Source organism: Vibrio sp. 2134-1, assembly GCF_033339495.1.
The window spans coordinates 452289-469422 of sequence record NZ_JAWOUS010000001.1 but is presented as its reverse complement, the minus strand read 5'-3'; the positions used below and the strand labels follow the sequence as shown (position 1 = coordinate 469422).

General features: G+C 42.9%; 19 protein-coding genes. 14 read left to right on the top strand and 5 right to left on the bottom strand.

Translation table 11 applies throughout. The annotated features are described in order from the left end of the window. From R7R78_RS02150 to uspE, 8 genes are all read left to right on the top strand, one after another. Entirely contained in the window at window positions 1-174 is a 174-nt protein-coding gene (locus R7R78_RS02150) for a cbb3-type cytochrome oxidase subunit 3 (RefSeq protein WP_005377485.1), read from the top strand. Beyond that, on the top strand, window positions 174-1148 hold the full coding sequence (gene ccoP, locus R7R78_RS02145; protein WP_225472927.1) for a cytochrome-c oxidase, cbb3-type subunit III: 975 nt from the start codon (window positions 174-176) through the stop codon (window positions 1146-1148). Before R7R78_RS02150 ends, ccoP begins: the two co-directional genes overlap by 1 nt. Before the next feature lie 105 nt (window positions 1149-1253). Next, window positions 1254-1730, top strand: a complete 477-nt coding sequence (locus R7R78_RS02140; RefSeq protein WP_005377489.1) for a FixH family protein — start codon at window positions 1254-1256, stop codon at window positions 1728-1730. A 4-nt stretch (window positions 1731-1734) separates the two neighbouring features. Beyond that, window positions 1735-4098, top strand: coding sequence for a heavy metal translocating P-type ATPase (locus R7R78_RS02135; RefSeq protein WP_225472926.1), 2364 nt, complete (start codon window positions 1735-1737; stop codon window positions 4096-4098). Between the two features lie 15 nt (window positions 4099-4113). Then, window positions 4114-4278, top strand: a complete 165-nt coding sequence (ccoS, locus tag R7R78_RS02130; RefSeq protein WP_005377493.1) for a cbb3-type cytochrome oxidase assembly protein CcoS — start codon at window positions 4114-4116, stop codon at window positions 4276-4278. Between the two features lie 8 nt (window positions 4279-4286). Beyond that, window positions 4287-4967, top strand: a complete 681-nt coding sequence (locus tag R7R78_RS02125) for a sulfite exporter TauE/SafE family protein (RefSeq protein WP_225472925.1) — start codon at window positions 4287-4289, stop codon at window positions 4965-4967. A gap of 90 nt (window positions 4968-5057) precedes the next feature. Then, window positions 5058-5804 (top strand): FNR family transcription factor, encoded by a 747-nt coding sequence (locus tag R7R78_RS02120; protein ID WP_005377497.1) that lies wholly within the window; start codon window positions 5058-5060, stop codon window positions 5802-5804. A 180-nt stretch (window positions 5805-5984) separates the two neighbouring features. Beyond that, window positions 5985-6932: a universal stress protein UspE gene (uspE, locus tag R7R78_RS02115; RefSeq protein WP_213914992.1), complete on the top strand. Its 948-nt coding sequence runs from the start codon at window positions 5985-5987 to the stop codon at window positions 6930-6932. Window positions 6933-7073: 141 nt separating this feature from the next. On the opposite strand, the gene ttcA is transcribed toward uspE, so the two are convergent. From ttcA to R7R78_RS02095, 4 genes are all read right to left on the bottom strand, one after another. Continuing rightward, entirely contained in the window at window positions 7074-7967 is an 894-nt protein-coding gene (ttcA, locus tag R7R78_RS02110) for a tRNA 2-thiocytidine(32) synthetase TtcA (RefSeq protein WP_005377502.1), read from the bottom strand. A 198-nt stretch (window positions 7968-8165) separates the two neighbouring features. Continuing rightward, window positions 8166-8828, bottom strand: coding sequence for a DUF2987 domain-containing protein (locus R7R78_RS02105; protein ID WP_206954978.1), 663 nt, complete (start codon window positions 8826-8828; stop codon window positions 8166-8168). A 13-nt stretch (window positions 8829-8841) separates the two neighbouring features. After that, a complete protein-coding gene (locus R7R78_RS02100; protein ID WP_151515140.1) occupies window positions 8842-9678 on the bottom strand; it encodes a glucosaminidase domain-containing protein in 837 nt (278 codons plus the stop codon). Then, window positions 9671-10468, bottom strand: coding sequence for a hypothetical protein (locus R7R78_RS02095; protein ID WP_170893783.1), 798 nt, complete (start codon window positions 10466-10468; stop codon window positions 9671-9673). Before R7R78_RS02095 ends, R7R78_RS02100 begins: the two co-directional genes overlap by 8 nt. 400 nt (window positions 10469-10868) lie before the next feature. Between R7R78_RS02095 and potA the strand changes: the two genes are divergently transcribed. The 5 genes from potA (at window position 10869) to R7R78_RS02070 (ending at window position 16016) form a co-directional block, all read left to right on the top strand. Next, window positions 10869-11984, top strand: a complete 1116-nt coding sequence (gene potA, locus R7R78_RS02090) for a spermidine/putrescine ABC transporter ATP-binding protein PotA (protein ID WP_017634901.1) — start codon at window positions 10869-10871, stop codon at window positions 11982-11984. Continuing rightward, a complete protein-coding gene (potB, locus tag R7R78_RS02085) occupies window positions 11965-12825 on the top strand; it encodes a spermidine/putrescine ABC transporter permease PotB (protein ID WP_005377512.1) in 861 nt (286 codons plus the stop codon). The genes potA and potB overlap by 20 nt, the downstream gene beginning before the upstream one ends. Continuing rightward, window positions 12825-13595, top strand: a complete 771-nt coding sequence (potC, locus tag R7R78_RS02080; RefSeq protein ID WP_005389180.1) for a spermidine/putrescine ABC transporter permease PotC — start codon at window positions 12825-12827, stop codon at window positions 13593-13595. Before potB ends, potC begins: the two co-directional genes overlap by 1 nt. Window positions 13596-13697: 102 nt before the next feature. Continuing rightward, window positions 13698-14729 (top strand): extracellular solute-binding protein, encoded by a 1032-nt coding sequence (locus tag R7R78_RS02075; RefSeq protein WP_005377519.1) that lies wholly within the window; start codon window positions 13698-13700, stop codon window positions 14727-14729. A 249-nt stretch (window positions 14730-14978) separates the two neighbouring features. Next, the gene (locus R7R78_RS02070; RefSeq protein WP_005377521.1) at window positions 14979-16016 is read left to right on the top strand and encodes an extracellular solute-binding protein; all 1038 of its coding nucleotides are present in this window, start codon (window positions 14979-14981) and stop codon (window positions 16014-16016) included. An 88-nt stretch (window positions 16017-16104) separates the two neighbouring features. Here R7R78_RS02070 and cobB read toward each other — a convergent pair whose 3' ends face one another. Next, on the bottom strand, window positions 16105-16836 hold the full coding sequence (gene cobB, locus R7R78_RS02065) for a Sir2 family NAD+-dependent deacetylase (protein ID WP_005377522.1): 732 nt from the start codon (window positions 16834-16836) through the stop codon (window positions 16105-16107). 118 nt (window positions 16837-16954) lie between these two features. On the opposite strand from cobB, the gene R7R78_RS02060 reads away from it, so the two are divergent. Beyond that, a complete protein-coding gene (locus R7R78_RS02060) occupies window positions 16955-17128 on the top strand; it encodes a hypothetical protein (RefSeq protein ID WP_165401620.1) in 174 nt (57 codons plus the stop codon). Window positions 17129-17134: the final 6 nt, after the last annotated feature.

The window sequence follows — 17134 nt, the reverse complement described above, 5'->3', positions numbered from 1 at the left end:
ATGGATTTCGGTACAATTCATAGTATTTATACCGTTGTACTCTTCGCTAGTTTTATTGGCATCGTATGGTGGGCATTTAGTAAAAAGCGTAAAGCACGCTTTGAAGAAGATGCCAACTTGGTGTTTGCTGACGAAGAACAAAAGACCCCTAATAACCAAGGAGTGAAGAAGTAATGACTACATTCTGGAGTCTCTGGATTATCGTGATTACTGTCGGTACGCTAGTAGGCTGTGCGATTCTCCTGACTTGGTGCGCTAAAGATAAAATGGGCGTCGAGGAAGGGGAAGACATGGGCCACGAGTACGATGGTATTCGCGAGCTAAACAACCCTCTACCAAAGTGGTGGACTTACCTGTTTGTAAGCACATTTGTGTTCGCAGCAGTTTACCTTGCCCTATTCCCAGGTCTAGGTAGCTTCAAGGGCTTTTTAAACTGGCAGAGTTCGGCTCAAACCGTTCGCTCACTAGAAGAGTCAAAAGAAGCCATCGCTGCAGCACAAGAGAACAAGCAACTAAACCAATATGCAAAAGAACTGGATGATGCCGACGCTTACTTCGGCGAAGCATTCCGTAAACTTGCGCACAATGACAGTGGTCTACGCCCAATTCCTGAAATTGCGCAAGATCCTGAAGCATTAAAAGTTGGTCAGCGTTTGTTTTTGCAAAACTGTTCTCAATGCCATGGCTCTGATGCACGTGGTCAGAAAGGCTTCCCTAACCTGACTGATGATGCATGGCTATATGGTGGCGAGCCAGCAGCGATCGTTACAACCATCATGCACGGCCGTATTGGTCAAATGCCAGCATGGAAAGATGCCCTTGGTGAGCAAGGTGTTCAAGAAGTTGTAAGTTACACACTTAGTCTATCTGGTCGTAAAGTAAATGCTCGTGAAGCCACGGCAGGTAAAGCACGCTTCGTAGTGTGTGCCGCTTGTCATGGTACCGATGGTAAGGGTAACCCTGCAGTCGGTGCGCCTGACCTTACAGACCAAGACTGGTTATTTGGTGACTCTCGTGCAGCTGTAACAGAAACCGTAATGAACGGACGCTCAGGCGTAATGCCTGCGTGGAAAGACATTTTGGGTGAAGATAAAGTTCAGCTCGTTGCCTCATATGTCTGGAGTTTAAGTAACTCAGAGAGTAAGTAACTGAGATATTACGTAACATAGCAATAACAGCCCCTTTCATAGGGGCTGTCTTTCCTTTAAATTTAACGCCTTACATTTTTTCATTTAGCTGTTGAGAACTTTTTTATGGTAAAGCCTTGGTATAAACAATTTTGGCCGTGGTTCCTAATCATCCTTCCTCTTACTGTCGTAGTTTGGACTGTGATTACTGTGGTCGTTTTCTCGAACAACTCTGTTTCTTTAGTCGCCGAGGATTACTATAAAAAAGGCAAAGGCATTAATATCGACATTAGTAAAATGAATGTCGCTCGTGACCTAGGTCTTAACGCTGAGATTTCCTCTGAAAATAACAATGTTGTGATTGTTTTCGCTAAAGGGAAGCTACCTCATTACCCTGCTCTAACGGCCACTTTCACTCATCGTACTCTTCCTGATCGTGACTTCACAAAGCTTGTAACAGCGGATGCATCTGGTAATTACCGACTAAAAGCTGAGGAATCTATTCAAGGACCATGGTTTGTTGAACTACAACCACACGACAAGCAATGGATGATCCAAGGTAAAGTGGAGTTTCCTGCCTCTTCAACACCGTTAATGAAGTAAGCATATGTGTAAATCCTGTTATCACTGCGGTGAAGATGTACCAGCCAACACGGATTTCAAAGTAGAAATATTGGGTGAAATTCGCGACATGTGTTGTCCGGGCTGCGAAACTGTGGCGCAGACTATTGTCGATAGTGGTCTTGTCTCATATTACCAATACCGCACTGCGCCTGCAGAAAAGGCAGATCTAGTACCAGAGCAACTCCAAGCTTTAATTCATTATGACAATGCGGATGTACAATCTGAATTCGTACGAAATCGCGAAAATGTTTCTGAAGTAACCCTTTCTTTAGAAGGCGTTTCATGTGCTGCTTGTGCGTGGTTAATCGAAAAGCAAGTTTCCAATACAGCCGGGTTGGTATCTATTCGTGTTAATACAACCACCAATCGAGCGTTACTAGCCTGGGATAAAACTCAGGTACGGTTAAGCGAGCTCCTTTCCGTTATTCATAAACTTGGTTACAAAGCTGCACCTTTTGAAGCAGATAAGCAAGAAGCCTCTTACCATCGAATGATGAAGCAATATCTATATCGGCTAGGTATTGCAGGTTTAGCAACCATGCAGGTCATGATGCTCGCCGTTGCACTGTATCTCGAAGTCTTTGGTGATTTAGAGCCAGAGTTTAAAAGTTACTTTCGTTGGGTAAGTTTGATTTTTGCTACTCCTGTTTTGCTTTATTCCGCTCTTCCATTTTACTTAAACGCATGGCGCAGTATCAAAGGCCGAACCCTTGGTATGGATGTCCCGGTTTCTATCGCGTTGATCTTTGCCTATGTTGCAAGTTTAGTTGCAACAGTAACTGAACAAGGCGAAGTCTTCTTTGAATCTATCTCGATGTTTACCTTCTTTTTGTTAGTAGGTCGATTCTTAGAGATGCGCGCTCGTCGCAAAGCTGCTGCAGCGAGTGGTAACCTTCTTAAGTTGATTCCGGCAATTGCTACAACGCTGGACGGTGATCAGATACCCGTGAAGACGCTAAAAGTTGGCGATCGTATTCGCGTTCTACCTGGTGAACATATCCCCGCTGACGGTAAAGTTATTTCAGGCCGTATTCATATTGATGAATCCATGCTAACGGGTGAGTCAGTGCACGTTGTGAAACGAGAAGGCGATATTGTTTATGCGGGAACGCTAAACGGAGACGAATCATTTGAACTTGAGGTAGTAAGCTCAAAGGCCGATTCAATGATTTCTAACATCGTGCGTTTACAAGATGAAGCTCAACACTCCAAACCTAAAATTGCGGAAATTGCAGACATTGTCGCCCGTTACTTTGTTGGTGTGATTCTTATTATCTCTGCTGGTACTTGGTTTTACTGGCATCAAACAAAACCAGATGATGCGTTTTGGATCATGCTGTCTGTGTTAGTTGCTACATGCCCATGTGCGCTATCTCTGGCCACTCCGACCGCTCTCACTTGTGCTACCTCTAGAATGGGTAATTTTGGCATTTTGCTTCGTAAAGGCCATGTGTTTGAGACACTATGTAAGATCAACCACTTAGTTGTAGATAAAACAGGCACTCTAACGAAAGGTGATATTGAGGTCTGTGAAACAAAGGTACTTAGTGATCTCCCACAGAAAGATTGTCTATCACTAGCTGCAGCTTTAGAGGCTCATGCAAACCACCCTATCGCTCGTTCTTTTGCAACTTACACCAATGATGACTTTATCGTGTCTGACGTGCAAAACGTGATTGGTTCAGGGATTGAGGGTATGTGGAATGGCAAAATCGTTAAGATAGGTAGTGCTGCTTTTGTTCAAGGCAAAGAAAGTGGTGAAAGTCAGGCGGTCTATCTGTCGGTTGATGGCAAGCATGTCGCTAGCTTTTACTACCGCGACCCTATCCGAAAAGAAAGCAAAGCCTTTATTCAACGTTTTGCTGACGCTGGAATTAAGACAACCCTGCTAACTGGTGATTCTCTCTCAAACGCCCAACCAGTGGCGAATGAAATTGGTATCGATCACATCGTCGCGTCAGCAAAGCCAGAAGATAAGCTTGCATACCTTAAGAGCTTGGACGAAAACAGTATCACTATGATGGTTGGTGATGGAATCAATGACGCGCCGACTCTCGCCGGAGCTCACCTTTCTGTCGCAATGGGCGGTGGTACAGATGTCGCTAAAGCTTCTGCAGATATGACGTTACTTGGGGATAATCTCGAAAAGCTACTAGAAGCACGTTTGCTTGCACTGCGTACAAGAAAGATTATTCGAGAAAACTTGGCTTGGTCTTTGGGTTACAACCTGTTAATTTTGCCTTTGGCGGTCGCAGGTTTAGTGGCTCCCTACATTGCAGTAGTTGGCATGTCTGCAAGCTCAATTATCGTTGTATCTAACTCTTTGCGCCTGCTCAAAGAGAAATAAGTAGAGAAAGCAAACATGGAAAGTCTTTATATATTGATTCCCATCGCTATCGTTCTCGTTTGTGTTGCTGTCGCCGTTTTTCTTTGGGCGGTAAGAAGCGATCAGTTTGAAGATCTTGAACGGCAAGGGCACAACATTCTTCTCGACGAAGAAGACCAATCTAATAGTGATAAAAAGTAGCGACCTTTATGACTCCTGATTTTATCGGTGCGTTGATGATCGGCTTAGTAGGAGCCGGTCATTGTATGGGTATGTGTGGTGGTATCGCGTCTCTGCTTGCCATGGGCTCTTCTGCTAAAAATAAAACTGCCCCTCTTATCCCCCTCTTCTACAACCTCGGACGATTGATCAGTTATACCTTAATAGGAGCATTAGTGGGTGGTGCTATATCAGGTTTATCTGAGCTTAGTGGGTTAACGCATTCTCTTGCTTGGTTAAGGCTGATTGCTGCGTTATTCATGATTCTGGTCGCGCTGTATATTGCTAAATGGTGGCAAGGCTTACTTTTAATAGAAAAGCTAGGGCAGTATCTCTGGCGCTTTATCTCGCCAGCAGGGAAGAGTTTGTTGCCATTAAAGCATCCTCTTCACGCGTTGCCATTTGGCTTTATTTGGGGTTGGTTACCATGTGGTTTAGTTTATTCAGCGCTTACTTGGTCGGCGGTTTCTGGTAGTGCGATGAACGGCGGCCTAATTATGCTTGCGTTTGGGCTCGGAACGCTACCTGCAATGCTTATTATTGGATACGGTGCCAATCATTTTCAGAAATTACAAAAATCATTAATATTTAGAAATATTTCAGCATTAATCCTTATTGGCTATGGTACGTATACCGCCGTAGGAGCCTTAGCATTACTCGGTTTCATATAACGTTAAACTCTATTGAGGTGACATTTTTGCTACCCTTTAGGATTAAGCGATGCTAAAATATTGATGTATATCAAATAGTGAAAGGTTGTTATGATTTCTGAAAAACCTGCAACAAAGCGTATCCAATCAGGCGGTTGCGCCATTCATTGCCAAGATTGTAGCATTAGTCAACTGTGTATCCCGTTCACTCTAAATGAGGCAGAACTTGACCAGCTTGACCAAATCATCGAACGTAAGAAGCCTATTCAAAAAGGACAAGAGCTTTTTAAGGCCGGTGATGAGCTAAAATCGCTATACGCTATCCGCTCTGGTACCATCAAGAGCTATACGATCACAGAGCAAGGTGATGAGCAAATCACAGCGTTTCACTTAGCTGGAGACTTAGTCGGTTTCGATGCTATCACTGGTGACTCCCACCCTAGCTTTGCTCAAGCACTCGAAACGTCGATGGTATGTGAAATCCCATACGAAATTTTAGACGATCTATCGGGTAAGATGCCTAAGCTTCGCCAGCAAATCATGCGTTTGATGAGTAACGAAATTAAAGGTGATCAGGAAATGATTTTGCTTCTTTCTAAAAAGAATGCAGAAGAGCGACTAGCTGCTTTCCTTTACAACCTATCAACGCGTTTTTCTCAGCGTGGCTTCAGCCCTAGAGAGTTTCGTTTAACTATGACTCGTGGTGATATTGGCAACTACCTTGGTCTTACAGTCGAAACGATCAGTCGTTTGTTAGGTCGTTTCCAGAAATCTGAGATCCTAAGCGTAAAAGGTAAATATATCACTATCTTAGACCACGATGCATTGATGGAACTTGCTGGTGTAACTAAAGAATAATACACGCTAATTATTGATGTAGCTCGAAAATGAGCTACATCATATTTCTCATAAATTCCTTTCGAAAGTCCTCAAAAAGTTCTCCAAACTAAGCTACAGTAAAAATGTACGGTGAGTACTCCAAAATACTGATTTAATTTACATTCAGTATCTGGTTTTGCAATAGAAGTGGGCTTAGTTATGAGTATATACAGTAAGATCCTTGTTGTAGCTGACATCAATAATGATGAGCAGCCCGCACTTGCAAGAGCTGTTCAATTAGCTCAGAAAAGTGTATCTAGGAGCCGAATCACTTTCTTTTTATCCATTTACGATTTCTCGTATGACATGACGTCAATGCTATCAGTGGATGAAAGAGATGCTATGCGTCGAGGTGTCATTCATCAGCGTGAGCAGTGGATGCGTAAAATTGCTCAACCATACCTAAACGATGGCTTCGACTTTGATGTTTGTGTTGTCTGGCACAACCGTCCTTATGAGGCGATTATTGCTGAAGTCTACGCAGGCAATCATGACCTAGTCATCAAAGGCACACGTAAGCACGACGTGTTAGAATCTGTGATTTTCACTCCGACCGATTGGCACTTGTTACGTAAATGCCCTATCCCAGTACTTCTGATTAAAAATGCAGATTGGCCGGAACAAGCAAGTATCCTTGCCTCAGTACATGTGGGCTCAGAAAACCCGACTCATATTGATCTCAACGATACGATGGTCGAGCGATTAAAAGAAATCACCACTCGGCTTGAGGCCAAGCCATATCTTGTTAACGCCTACCCCGTTACACCGGCGAACATTACGATTGAACTTCCTGAATTTGACCCAACGACTTATACCGATGCAGTGCGAGGTCATCATTTAACGGCTATGAAAGCACTACGCCAAAAACATGGTCTTGATGAAGAACAAACGATAGTTGAGCAAGGTTTACCTGAAGATGTCATTCCGGCAGCTGCAGAGCGCTTGAATGCTGCAATGGTTATTTTAGGTACTACAGGGCGAACTGGGCTTTCTGCTGTCTTTATTGGTAATACAGCGGAGCACGTAATTGATAAAATAAATTGCGATGTGTTGGCTCTAAAACCAAAAGGCTACATTAGTCCTCTCGATCCAAATACAGCAACCTAATCTCTCCTTAGTATTGCTATGTATTGAGCGCTTTCAAATAAGCGCTAATAAATCCCCCCGAATACAGGGGGATTTTTGTTTGGGAACAGTTAAAGCGTTGGGTACAAAAAAGGAGGTCTAATTGACCTCCTTTTTTACAAGTTAGATGTTCGTAACATCGATGAACATTGATTCATCAATATTCGTCGAAGAAACGACAGCCTCATTAAACTCATACTCTTCGCGGTTACCTTCACGATCTAGCGGTAAGTTAACAAAGTCGAACAATTCGCGGTCTGCTAGTTGGCTTGGGCTTACGTTTTGAATTGATTTAAAAATTGCTTCCACACGGCCTGGCGTCTTCTTATCCCATTCAATCAACATTGCTTTTATAGATTGACGCTGAAGGTTCTCTTGAGAGCCACAAAGATTACATGGAATTATTGGGAAATCCTTATGCTCAGCGTATTTGATCAGATCTTTTTCACGACAGTAAGTCAATGGACGAATGACCACGTTACGGCCATCATCAGAGCGTAGCTTTGGTGGCATCGCTTTAAGGCGAGAGCCGTGGAACATGTTCAAGAACATTGTTTCGACGATGTCATCCATGTGATGACCTAGCGCAAGCTTAGTTGCACCAATCTTCTCTGCAAATGAATACAGCGTACCACGTCGCAGGCGTGAACACAGACCACAAGTGGTTTTGCCTTCTGGTACCTTCTCTTTTACGACGGAATACGTGTCCTTATCGACAATATAGTAAGGGATATTCAGTGTTTCGAAATACTCTGGCAGAATGTGCTCAGGGAAGCCCGGTTGTTTTTGGTCTAGGTTTACTGCAACCACTTCAAATTTGATCGGTGCGGCTTTTTGAAGATTCAGCAGGATATCAAGCATCGCGAATGAATCTTTACCACCGCTAATACATGCCATCACAACATCGCCTTCTTCGATCATGTTGTAATCAGTAATGGCATTTCCAACATGTCTTCTTAGGCGTTTCTGAAGCTTGTTGAATTCTAGGGTTTCTTTTCTTGTATCTATTTGGTTCATTGCGGGCTCTCACATCGCCGATAAATCGACTAGGACTTCCTAACATGGGTTTCTTTGGGGCGTGGATTATACGAGCTTTTTACACAGGATTAAATGCTTGTCTTATTGAGTCTTTAAGAAAAGAGTGTGAAAGATACTTTAGTTACGGTCAAAATTAAAAAAGAGCTGCGATTGCAGCCCTTTCTAAACGTTCAGTGTTCATTTCTTTGCGTTAGGTAGATAAGGTAACACTCGCATCGTCGGTTCTGGTAGTGCCATTGTGCCACCTTGCCCTATTTCACTTAGTGCGACTTGTATCTTGCCATTGACAATTGGCTTTTCGGTTCCGTTTGAGAAAATCACTTTATCATTCAGTTGATTTGCAAACTCCATCGTCACACCTTGAACTTCCGGTGTAAACCAACCCGCAAACATACCGCCTAAATCTTCCAGCATCGTCTGCATTTGAGGTAGAAGAGGCTTAATTTGCTCGTAAGAAACGTTACCCTGTAATGGTTCTTTGGTCATCACGACAAGTGAGTAATCGCAACGTGTATCTTTTGGGGTATCGACAAAAACCAACGGATTTGCTGACTTTAAGTTTTTATCAACTGGTAAAGGCAACTCTTGTGAAGCAGGGATAACAAACTCTTCATAGTGCTCTTCTTTTTCCATCCAAGCTTTTTCTATCGTACAAATTTGCTTAGTTTTTGCGTCCACAAAAAAGACACCAACTTTCACATCGTCATGCCCTTCTTTATTGTTGTTTTTTAGTTGAGTATATAACTTTGAGTATGTGAACATGTACTCTTGAGCTTGGGTTATCGGCGATGCAAGAATTAGCGCCGCACTTCCCAACAGACTTAGGCTTAACTTTTTCATTTTATCCGTTATTTTATTGCGTCCAGTAGGCGTTGTTATGACGAATCATAGCGCGAAGATCGTGTACATAGGCGATGCCACGTTCAGAATAGGCTAGCAACCCATGCGTTAACTCTGACGCGGTTGCGACCGTTAACAAGCCCTTGTTCTTTTCAGCCAGAGATGTTCTGATTTCACGCAGGTCTGCATACGCTGGGTTTCGATTAACATTCATAAAGTAGCCATGAACAGACTGTTGTACAGAATCGAATTTTTCAACTTCATGAACTTTGTTAGCGCCACGTTGCGCTGGAACAATTCCACAGCCCTTTTTATAACACCATTGGCCGAACAAGTTGTTTGCTTGAGTAGCAAAACGAGAAGTGCCCCACGCAGATTCATTTGCCGCTTGAGTTAGAACCAACGCTTCTGGTAAGACGTTCACTCTCACAAGCATCTCGTCTAGCCACGCTTGATCAACCTTATCGTTACTCAAGGGCAACGAATACAGAGATGATAACCGCTGAGCATACTCTTGTTGTTCTTGCGTCACTTGTCCCACCTTTAAAGAGGTAAGAAAGGCCCGCTCATGACGAATTCGTTGATTTTCAAGAGCAATTTTAGGCCTTAAAAAATCAAAAAAAGCTGCTTTTTTCTCTTTCGTATCTTTTATTGAATTGAAGTCTGGGATATCACCGATGTATGGCAAGTGTGATAAATCGACATGCTTAATCTTGCCAGAGAGTGCGTCAGGATTTTCCACATATTTAAACTGTTTCTCGTAGTGTAAATATGGGCCTATAGAAATGAAAGTGGCGGCTATACAGGTTGCCGCCACTCGTAAACTTATTGATTTCAAAGAATTAGGCATCAAACACCTGTGAGTTACCATCGTGATCATTATCGTTTTTCTGTGTTGTAACGATCTTAAGCTTAATTCCAAACATTTCGCGGTAGAGTATGCCTTTCAAATGGAAGAAGAATGGCAGCACAAAAATCAAGCCAATACCGTAGAACATTGCTGCAATAATAAACATTAACATCACGCCTAAGTAAAGCCCCGCGACCACAAAAATCTTCTTGTTGATTGCGCGAAGTGATAACAGCAACGCTTGCATTGGTGGCACCCTTTTCTCACAAATCAACAAAATAGAGTGACTAAATGCCAAGGAAAGATACAGCGACAGTAAAGGAAAAATCATACCAACCACACCTTGTAGCATTAAGCTCATGAGTGTTGCTAGAATAACAGGAATGGTGAACTGCAACCCCTTTCCAACATGGCGCAACTTAGTCTTCAGGCCAGCGATATGACTCATAGCCATCAAACTTATCCCCGCATAAATTGGGGCGCTAATCACCTCATAACTGAAATTCGCGACATAAATAGAAGACACAATATCGTTTGTGAACGACTCTGGGTTCTCAAACGCATCAAGAATAACGGTCAAATCGCCCAACTGCAGTTTTAATGCAATATAGAAAATACCTAACTGGACAAAAAGCAATACAATAATGGCAGGAGAAAATGATAAAAAGTGCTGGATGGTTGCTCGCCAAGCTTCGTTAAAAACCGCGCCAGCTTTAAGCTCGTAGTTGCCAGACAAAGCTCGCTCTACACTCCCCCCAAGATTGAAATCTTTCTCAAAATCGTCGTTCATAGTTTATCCAAGACTAACTTGTAAAATTTTGACTGGAATTCCAGTCAATTAATGTAATCGTCATTATAAAGAAATCTTTCCACATCTAACATCACAACTCACCTACAATCCTTGCAATCTCAACTGTATGGTTGATAATTAACCACTTTCAAGGTCATGAAATTGAAACAATTGTTGAACAAAGTTTAGTGCTATCAAACTGTGTCTAGATGCCAATTAATCTCATAAAAACAGTATGGTAAGGAATGATGGCTTTTTCCTGCAAAATTATTTCTGTTTCAAGATAAGAAAATGCTTTAATTTCACACTTTTGGTGATTATGATGCGCGCCTCAAAAGTGAATGGTTAGTGTCACATCAGCTGGGATAATCCCGGCTTGAACGTGGGGGAAATACAGACGTTGAACGCAAAACCGCAAGCAGGAAAGCCAGTTATTCGTTTATCTGGTATTAGTAAAAGTTTCGATGGTAAGGAAATCATCGGTAATTTAAATCTGGATGTTAATCATGGTGAATTTCTGACGATTCTCGGGCCTTCTGGTTGTGGTAAGACAACAGTTTTACGCATGATTGCAGGTTTTGAAACGGCAGATAACGGTCAAATTATTTTGGATGACCAGGATGTAACACAGGTTCCTGCAGAGCAAAGGCACGTCAACACGGTATTTCAAAGTTACGCATTGTTTCCACACATGACCGTATATGAGAATGTCGCTTTTGGTCTTCGTATGCAGAAAACGCCTACTGCGGACATTGAACCACGAGTAATGGAAGCGCTACGCATGGTGCGCCTAGAAAAAATGGCACAGCGTAAGCCTCATCAGCTTTCTGGTGGTCAGCAACAACGTATCGCCATTGCGCGTGCGGTTGTTAACAAACCAAAAGTACTGCTGCTAGATGAATCTCTATCGGCACTTGATTACAAACTGCGTAAGCAAATGCAAATCGAGCTTAAACAGCTTCAGCGTCAACTTGGTATTACCTTTATCTTCGTTACGCACGATCAGGAAGAAGCCCTATCGATGTCTGACCGCATTATTGTTATGCGCGACGGTGTTATCGAGCAGGATGGTTCTCCACGTGAGATTTACGAAGAGCCGAAGAACCTATTTGTTGCTCGCTTTATCGGTGAGATCAACGTATTCAACGCAACAATGCTAGAGCGTATCGACGAGAAACGTATCCGTGCAGAAATTGAAGGTGTCGAGTCTGTTGTTTACTACGATCAGGAAGCGCAAGCAGGTGAAAAACTGCAAGTACTACTTCGCCCAGAAGACTTACGTATCGAAGAGATCAAAGAGTCTGAAGAAAAAGGCATCGTAGGTCACGTAACAGAGCGTACCTATAAAGGTATGACGCTTGATTCAGTTATCCAATTGGATTCAGGCATGCGTGTAATGGTTAGCGAATTCTTTAACGAAGATGATCCTGATGTGGACCACTCACTTGGCCAGAAAGTCGCTATCACTTGGGTTGAGAGTTGGGAGGTAGTCCTCAATGATAAGCAAGAAGATTAATCTTCAAAACGCGATCATTACCTTAATCGTCGGTTGGTTAACACTTTTCGTGTTGGTACCAAATGTGATGATTATCGGTACGAGTTTCTTAACGCGTGATGAAGCAAACTTAATCGAAATGACATTTACTTTCGACAACTACTTACGTCTACTCGACCCCTTGTATGCGAAAGTGCTGATGCACTCGTTCTACATGGCGATTGTGGCGACGTTGTTGTGTTTAGTAATTGGTTACCCATTTGCTTACATCATAGCGAAAATGCCAGAGAAATGGCGCCCATTCATGTTGTTCTTAGTTATCGTACCTTTTTGGACAAACTCTCTTATCCGTACTTACGGCCTGAAGATTGTTCTGGGTACACAAGGTATTTTGAACAAATCATTAATGGCGATGGAAATCATCGATAAGCCATTACGTATTATGTACACCGAAACAGCAGTAATGATTGGTCTTGTGTACATCCTGCTTCCATTTATGATTCTGCCGCTTTACTCGGCAATCGAGAAGTTGGACAACACTTATATCGAGGCGGCGAAAGATCTTGGTGCGAACAAGTTCCAAACCATTACGAAAGTGATTCTACCTCTTACAATGCCTGGCATTATCGGTGGTTGTTTGTTGGTTCTGCTACCAGCACTAGGTATGTTCTACATCTCTGACCTTCTTGGTGGTGCGAAGAACCTACTGATTGGTAACGTTATTAAGAGCCAAGTATTGAACGCTCGTGACTGGCCATTTGGTGCTGCGACTAGTATCGCCCTCACCTTCGCAATGGCTGTGATGCTTTACGCTTACTACAGAGCAGGCAAACTATTGAATAAGAAAGTGGAGCTAGACTAATGGGACGCACAGTTAGATTTAGCTTTATGGCGCTGGTGTATGCATTTTTGTATCTGCCAATCATCGTCTTAATTGTTAACTCATTTAATGCCAACAAATTTGGTATGAAATGGGGTGGTTTCACCACGAAATGGTACGAAACCTTAGTAAATAACGACAGCCTAATGCAAGCTGCATGGCATTCATTGAACGTAGCGGTATTCTCAGCGACAGCAGCAACCATCATTGGTAGCTTAACGGCCGTTGCCCTATTCCGTTACTCGTTCAAAGGTAAAGGTGCGGTAAACGGCATGCTGTTTGTCGTGATGATGTCTCCCGATATTGTAATGGCGATTTCATTACTTGCTCTGTTCCTAGTATTAGGCGCACAGCTTGGCTTCTTTACACTATTGATTGCTCACATCACCTTTTGTCTACCATTCGTTGTGGTAACTGTGTACAGCCGCTTAAATGGCTTTGATGTGAAAATGTTGGAAGCTGCAAAAGACCTTGGTGCAAGCGAATGGGTTATCTTGAAACAGATCATCCTTCCTCTTGCTAAACCAGCGGTTGCTGCAGGTTGGCTATTGAGCTTTACGCTGTCTTTGGACGACGTAATTATCAGCTCGTTTGTAACAGGTCCAACTTACGAAATCTTACCATTGAAGATTTACTCCATGGTTAAGGTGGGCATTTCACCGGAAGTGAACGCCCTAGCAACGGTAATGTTGATTGTTTCTTTGGTCTTGGTAGTAATTTCTCAGTTGCTAGCAAGAGAAAAAGTGAAGTAGAATCCGCACCTGTTAACATCACGAAACAGAATGGTTACATGCCATTCTGTTTTTCTATCTATCGTCCAAAATTGGACAACGTTTGGTTTGGAGCTAACGTCAATGAAAAAATGGGCTACTCTATTAGCTGGTAGTGCATGTGCGCTTTCTCTGTTCTCTGGTACAGCGACAGCGGATGATAAAGAACTAGTATTTATGAACTGGGGTCCTTACATCAACAGTAATATCCTAGAGCAATTTACTAAAGAAACTGGCATCAAAGTGATCTACTCGACTTACGAGTCGAACGAAACTTTGTATGCAAAGCTAAAAACTCATAACCAAGGTTATGACCTAGTAGTACCTTCAACGTACTTCGTGGCGAAGATGCGTGACGAAGGCATGCTACAAAAGATCGATAAGACTAAGCTGAAAAACTTCGGCAACCTAGATAAAAACTACCTAGACAAGCCTTACGATCCAAGTAACGACTACTCTATCCCACACGTTGTTGCGATTACAGGCCTAGCGGTTAACGCAGACATGTACGATCCAAACGAGTTCCAAAGCTGGGCTGACCTATGGAAGCCTGAGCTTGAAGGTCAAGTAATGTTGATGGACGACACTCGTGAAGTGTTCCATATCGCTCTGCGTAAACTTGGCTACTCAGGTAACTCAAAAGACCCTAAGCAAATCGATGAAGCGTACGCTGAGCTACAAAAGTTGATGCCTAACGTTTTAGTTTTCAACTCTGACAACCCTGGCGCACCTTACATGTCTGGTGAAGTGGGCGTTGGTATGCTTTGGAACGGTAGCGCCGCAGCGGCACAAAGTGAAGGCCTGAACCTTAAACTCGTTTTTCCTAAAGAAGGCGGTATCGGCTGGGTTGATAACTTCGCTATCTCTTCCGGTGCGAAGAACGTAGAAGCAGCTCACAAGATGATCGACTTCTTACTGCGCCCAGAAATCGCAGAGCAAATCTCTCGTGATACTGGCTACCTAACGGCGGTGGAGGAATCGAATGCTAAGTTTAAAGACGTTGCCCCACTATTCCCTTCTCAAGAAGACCTTGACCGCGTTGAATGGCAAGATGCGGTTGGTGATCTAACCGTTAAATACGAAGATTACTTCCTCAAGCTGAAAGCGGGGCAATAATCTAGCTTGTGTAACAAGTCATCAACCATAGGAAAATAGGCAGCAATACGCTGCCTATTTTTGTCTTAGGCTGATATAATCGCGCGTTGCTAGGTTTATTTGTCTTGGTATCATAGATTTATCGTCTCATAACAAGGAGACAACGATATTCAAGCTAAATGAACATATTTGTGCTTACTGCGATTTGGCTCAACTTGATAACTCCAGCTAGTATTGACTTGTCCAATCGCGAAACAAAACGGAAAACAAATGAAAAGTAAATTCTACGCAAGCGCTCTATGTGCAGCGACGCTCATCGCTACCCCTGCAATGGCTGCTGATCAAGAACTGTATTTCTACAACTGGTCGGAATACATTCCAAACGAAGTTCTTGAAGACTTTACAAAAGAAACCGGAATCAAAGTTATTTACTCTACATACGAATCTAACGAGAGTATGTACGCAAAACTAAAAACTCAAGGTTCTGGTTACGACTTGGTAGTACCGTCTACCTATTTCGTCTCTAAAATGCGTAAAGAAGGCATGCTACAACAGATCGACAAAGAGAAATTATCTCATTTTGCCGATCTTGATACTAACTTCCTAAACAAACCGTTCGATCCGAACAACAACTACTCTATCCCATACATTTGGGGTGCGACCGGTATTGGTATCAATGCTGACATGCTAGACAAGTCATCGGTTTCTAAATGGGATGATTTCTGGGATAGCAAGTGGGAAGGTCAACTAATGCTGATGGATGATTCTCGCGAAGTATTCCACATTGCATTGACTAAGCTTGGTTACTCACCAAACACGACTAACCCAGAAGAAATCAAAGCCGCTTACGAAGAACTGAAAAAGCTAATGCCAAACGTATTAGTATTTAACTCAGACTTTCCTGCAAACCCTTACCTTGCGGGTGAAGTTTCACTAGGCATGCTTTGGAACGGTTCTGCATACATGGCTCGTCAAGAAGGCGCGAACATCGACATCATCTGGCCAGAAAAAGGCACTATCTTCTGGATGGACAGCCTAGCAATTCCAGCTGGTGCGAAGAACGTTGACGCAGCTCATAAGATGATCGATTTCCTACTACGTCCTGAGAACGCAGCTAAGATTGCACTTGAGATTGGTTATCCTACGCCAGTTAAAACGGCACACGATCTGCTACCGAAAGAATTTGCTAATGATCCAAGCATCTTCCCACCACAAGAAGTGATGGACAGCGGTACTTGGCAAGATGAAGTTGGCGAAGCGAGCGTAATGTACGATGAGTACTTCCAAAAGCTAAAAGTGAACAACTAATTCGTTAGTTTTAAAGAGATGAAAAAGCGGCTCATGAGCCGCTTTTTTGTTCTTAATGACAAGACAAAAACTCTTCCTGTTGAAGTTATTACGCTCTTTCTTTTCCTTCTAGAGCCAGTATCTCGTCAACTAATTTTGGAACCTCAACGCTTGCTTTTCCGTAGCGTTTTTCCTCAAATTCACTTTCTACCGCACTAGGTTCTAGGTTAATTTCAATGGTATGTGCGCCGTGCATTTTTGCATCATGAACAAAACCTGCTGCGGGATACACAACGCCAGAAGTCCCAATAGAAATAAACAAATCTGCTTCTTCTAATGACGCGTAGATATCACCCATTCGCAGTGGCATTTCACCAAACCAAACAATATGTGGTCGCATTTGTGAAGGGATCTGACAACAGTGACAAAGCTCGCCGGTCTTAATGTCCTCATTGTGCTCTACTACTTGGTTAGATTCACTACAGCGGGCCTTGAGCAACTCACCATGCATGTGAATCACATTCTGACTGCCGCCTCTTTCGTGAAGGTTGTCTATATTTTGAGTGATGACCGTCACTTTACCTTCTAACTCAGCCTCTAAACGACCCAATGCTTCATGCGCTGCATTAGGCTTTATCGCATTATCTTGAAGTTTCTTGCGGCGTTGGTTGTAAAAATCTTGAACAAGGTCCGGATCGCGAGCAAACCCTTCAGGCGTTGCTACATCTTCGATACGGTGATTCTCCCATAGGCCATCTTGCGCACGAAATGTTTGAATACCAGATTCGGCCGAGATACCTGCACCAGTAAGTACTACAATATTTCTATAAGGGAAATTCATAACTCATCCTTGCTGTTTTTTCATTAGCTTAACACTGAAAGAATAGCAACAGTAGTAATATGGATTAGACCATAGTCGTAATGGTCACTATTAGAATTACAATTTAAGAGGAACAGCAATGAGACAAGTATCTCTAGCGTTTATATTGCTTATGACTTTGGCAGGCTGTCAACTTACCAATGTTGAAGGCGAAGTCGATGATGTAAAGGTAAGAGTCAGCACCAATGATGATGACCATCGAGGTAATGGTAATTTCTGTCCTCCTGGCCAAGCCAAGAAAGGCAATTGCTAAAAGAGC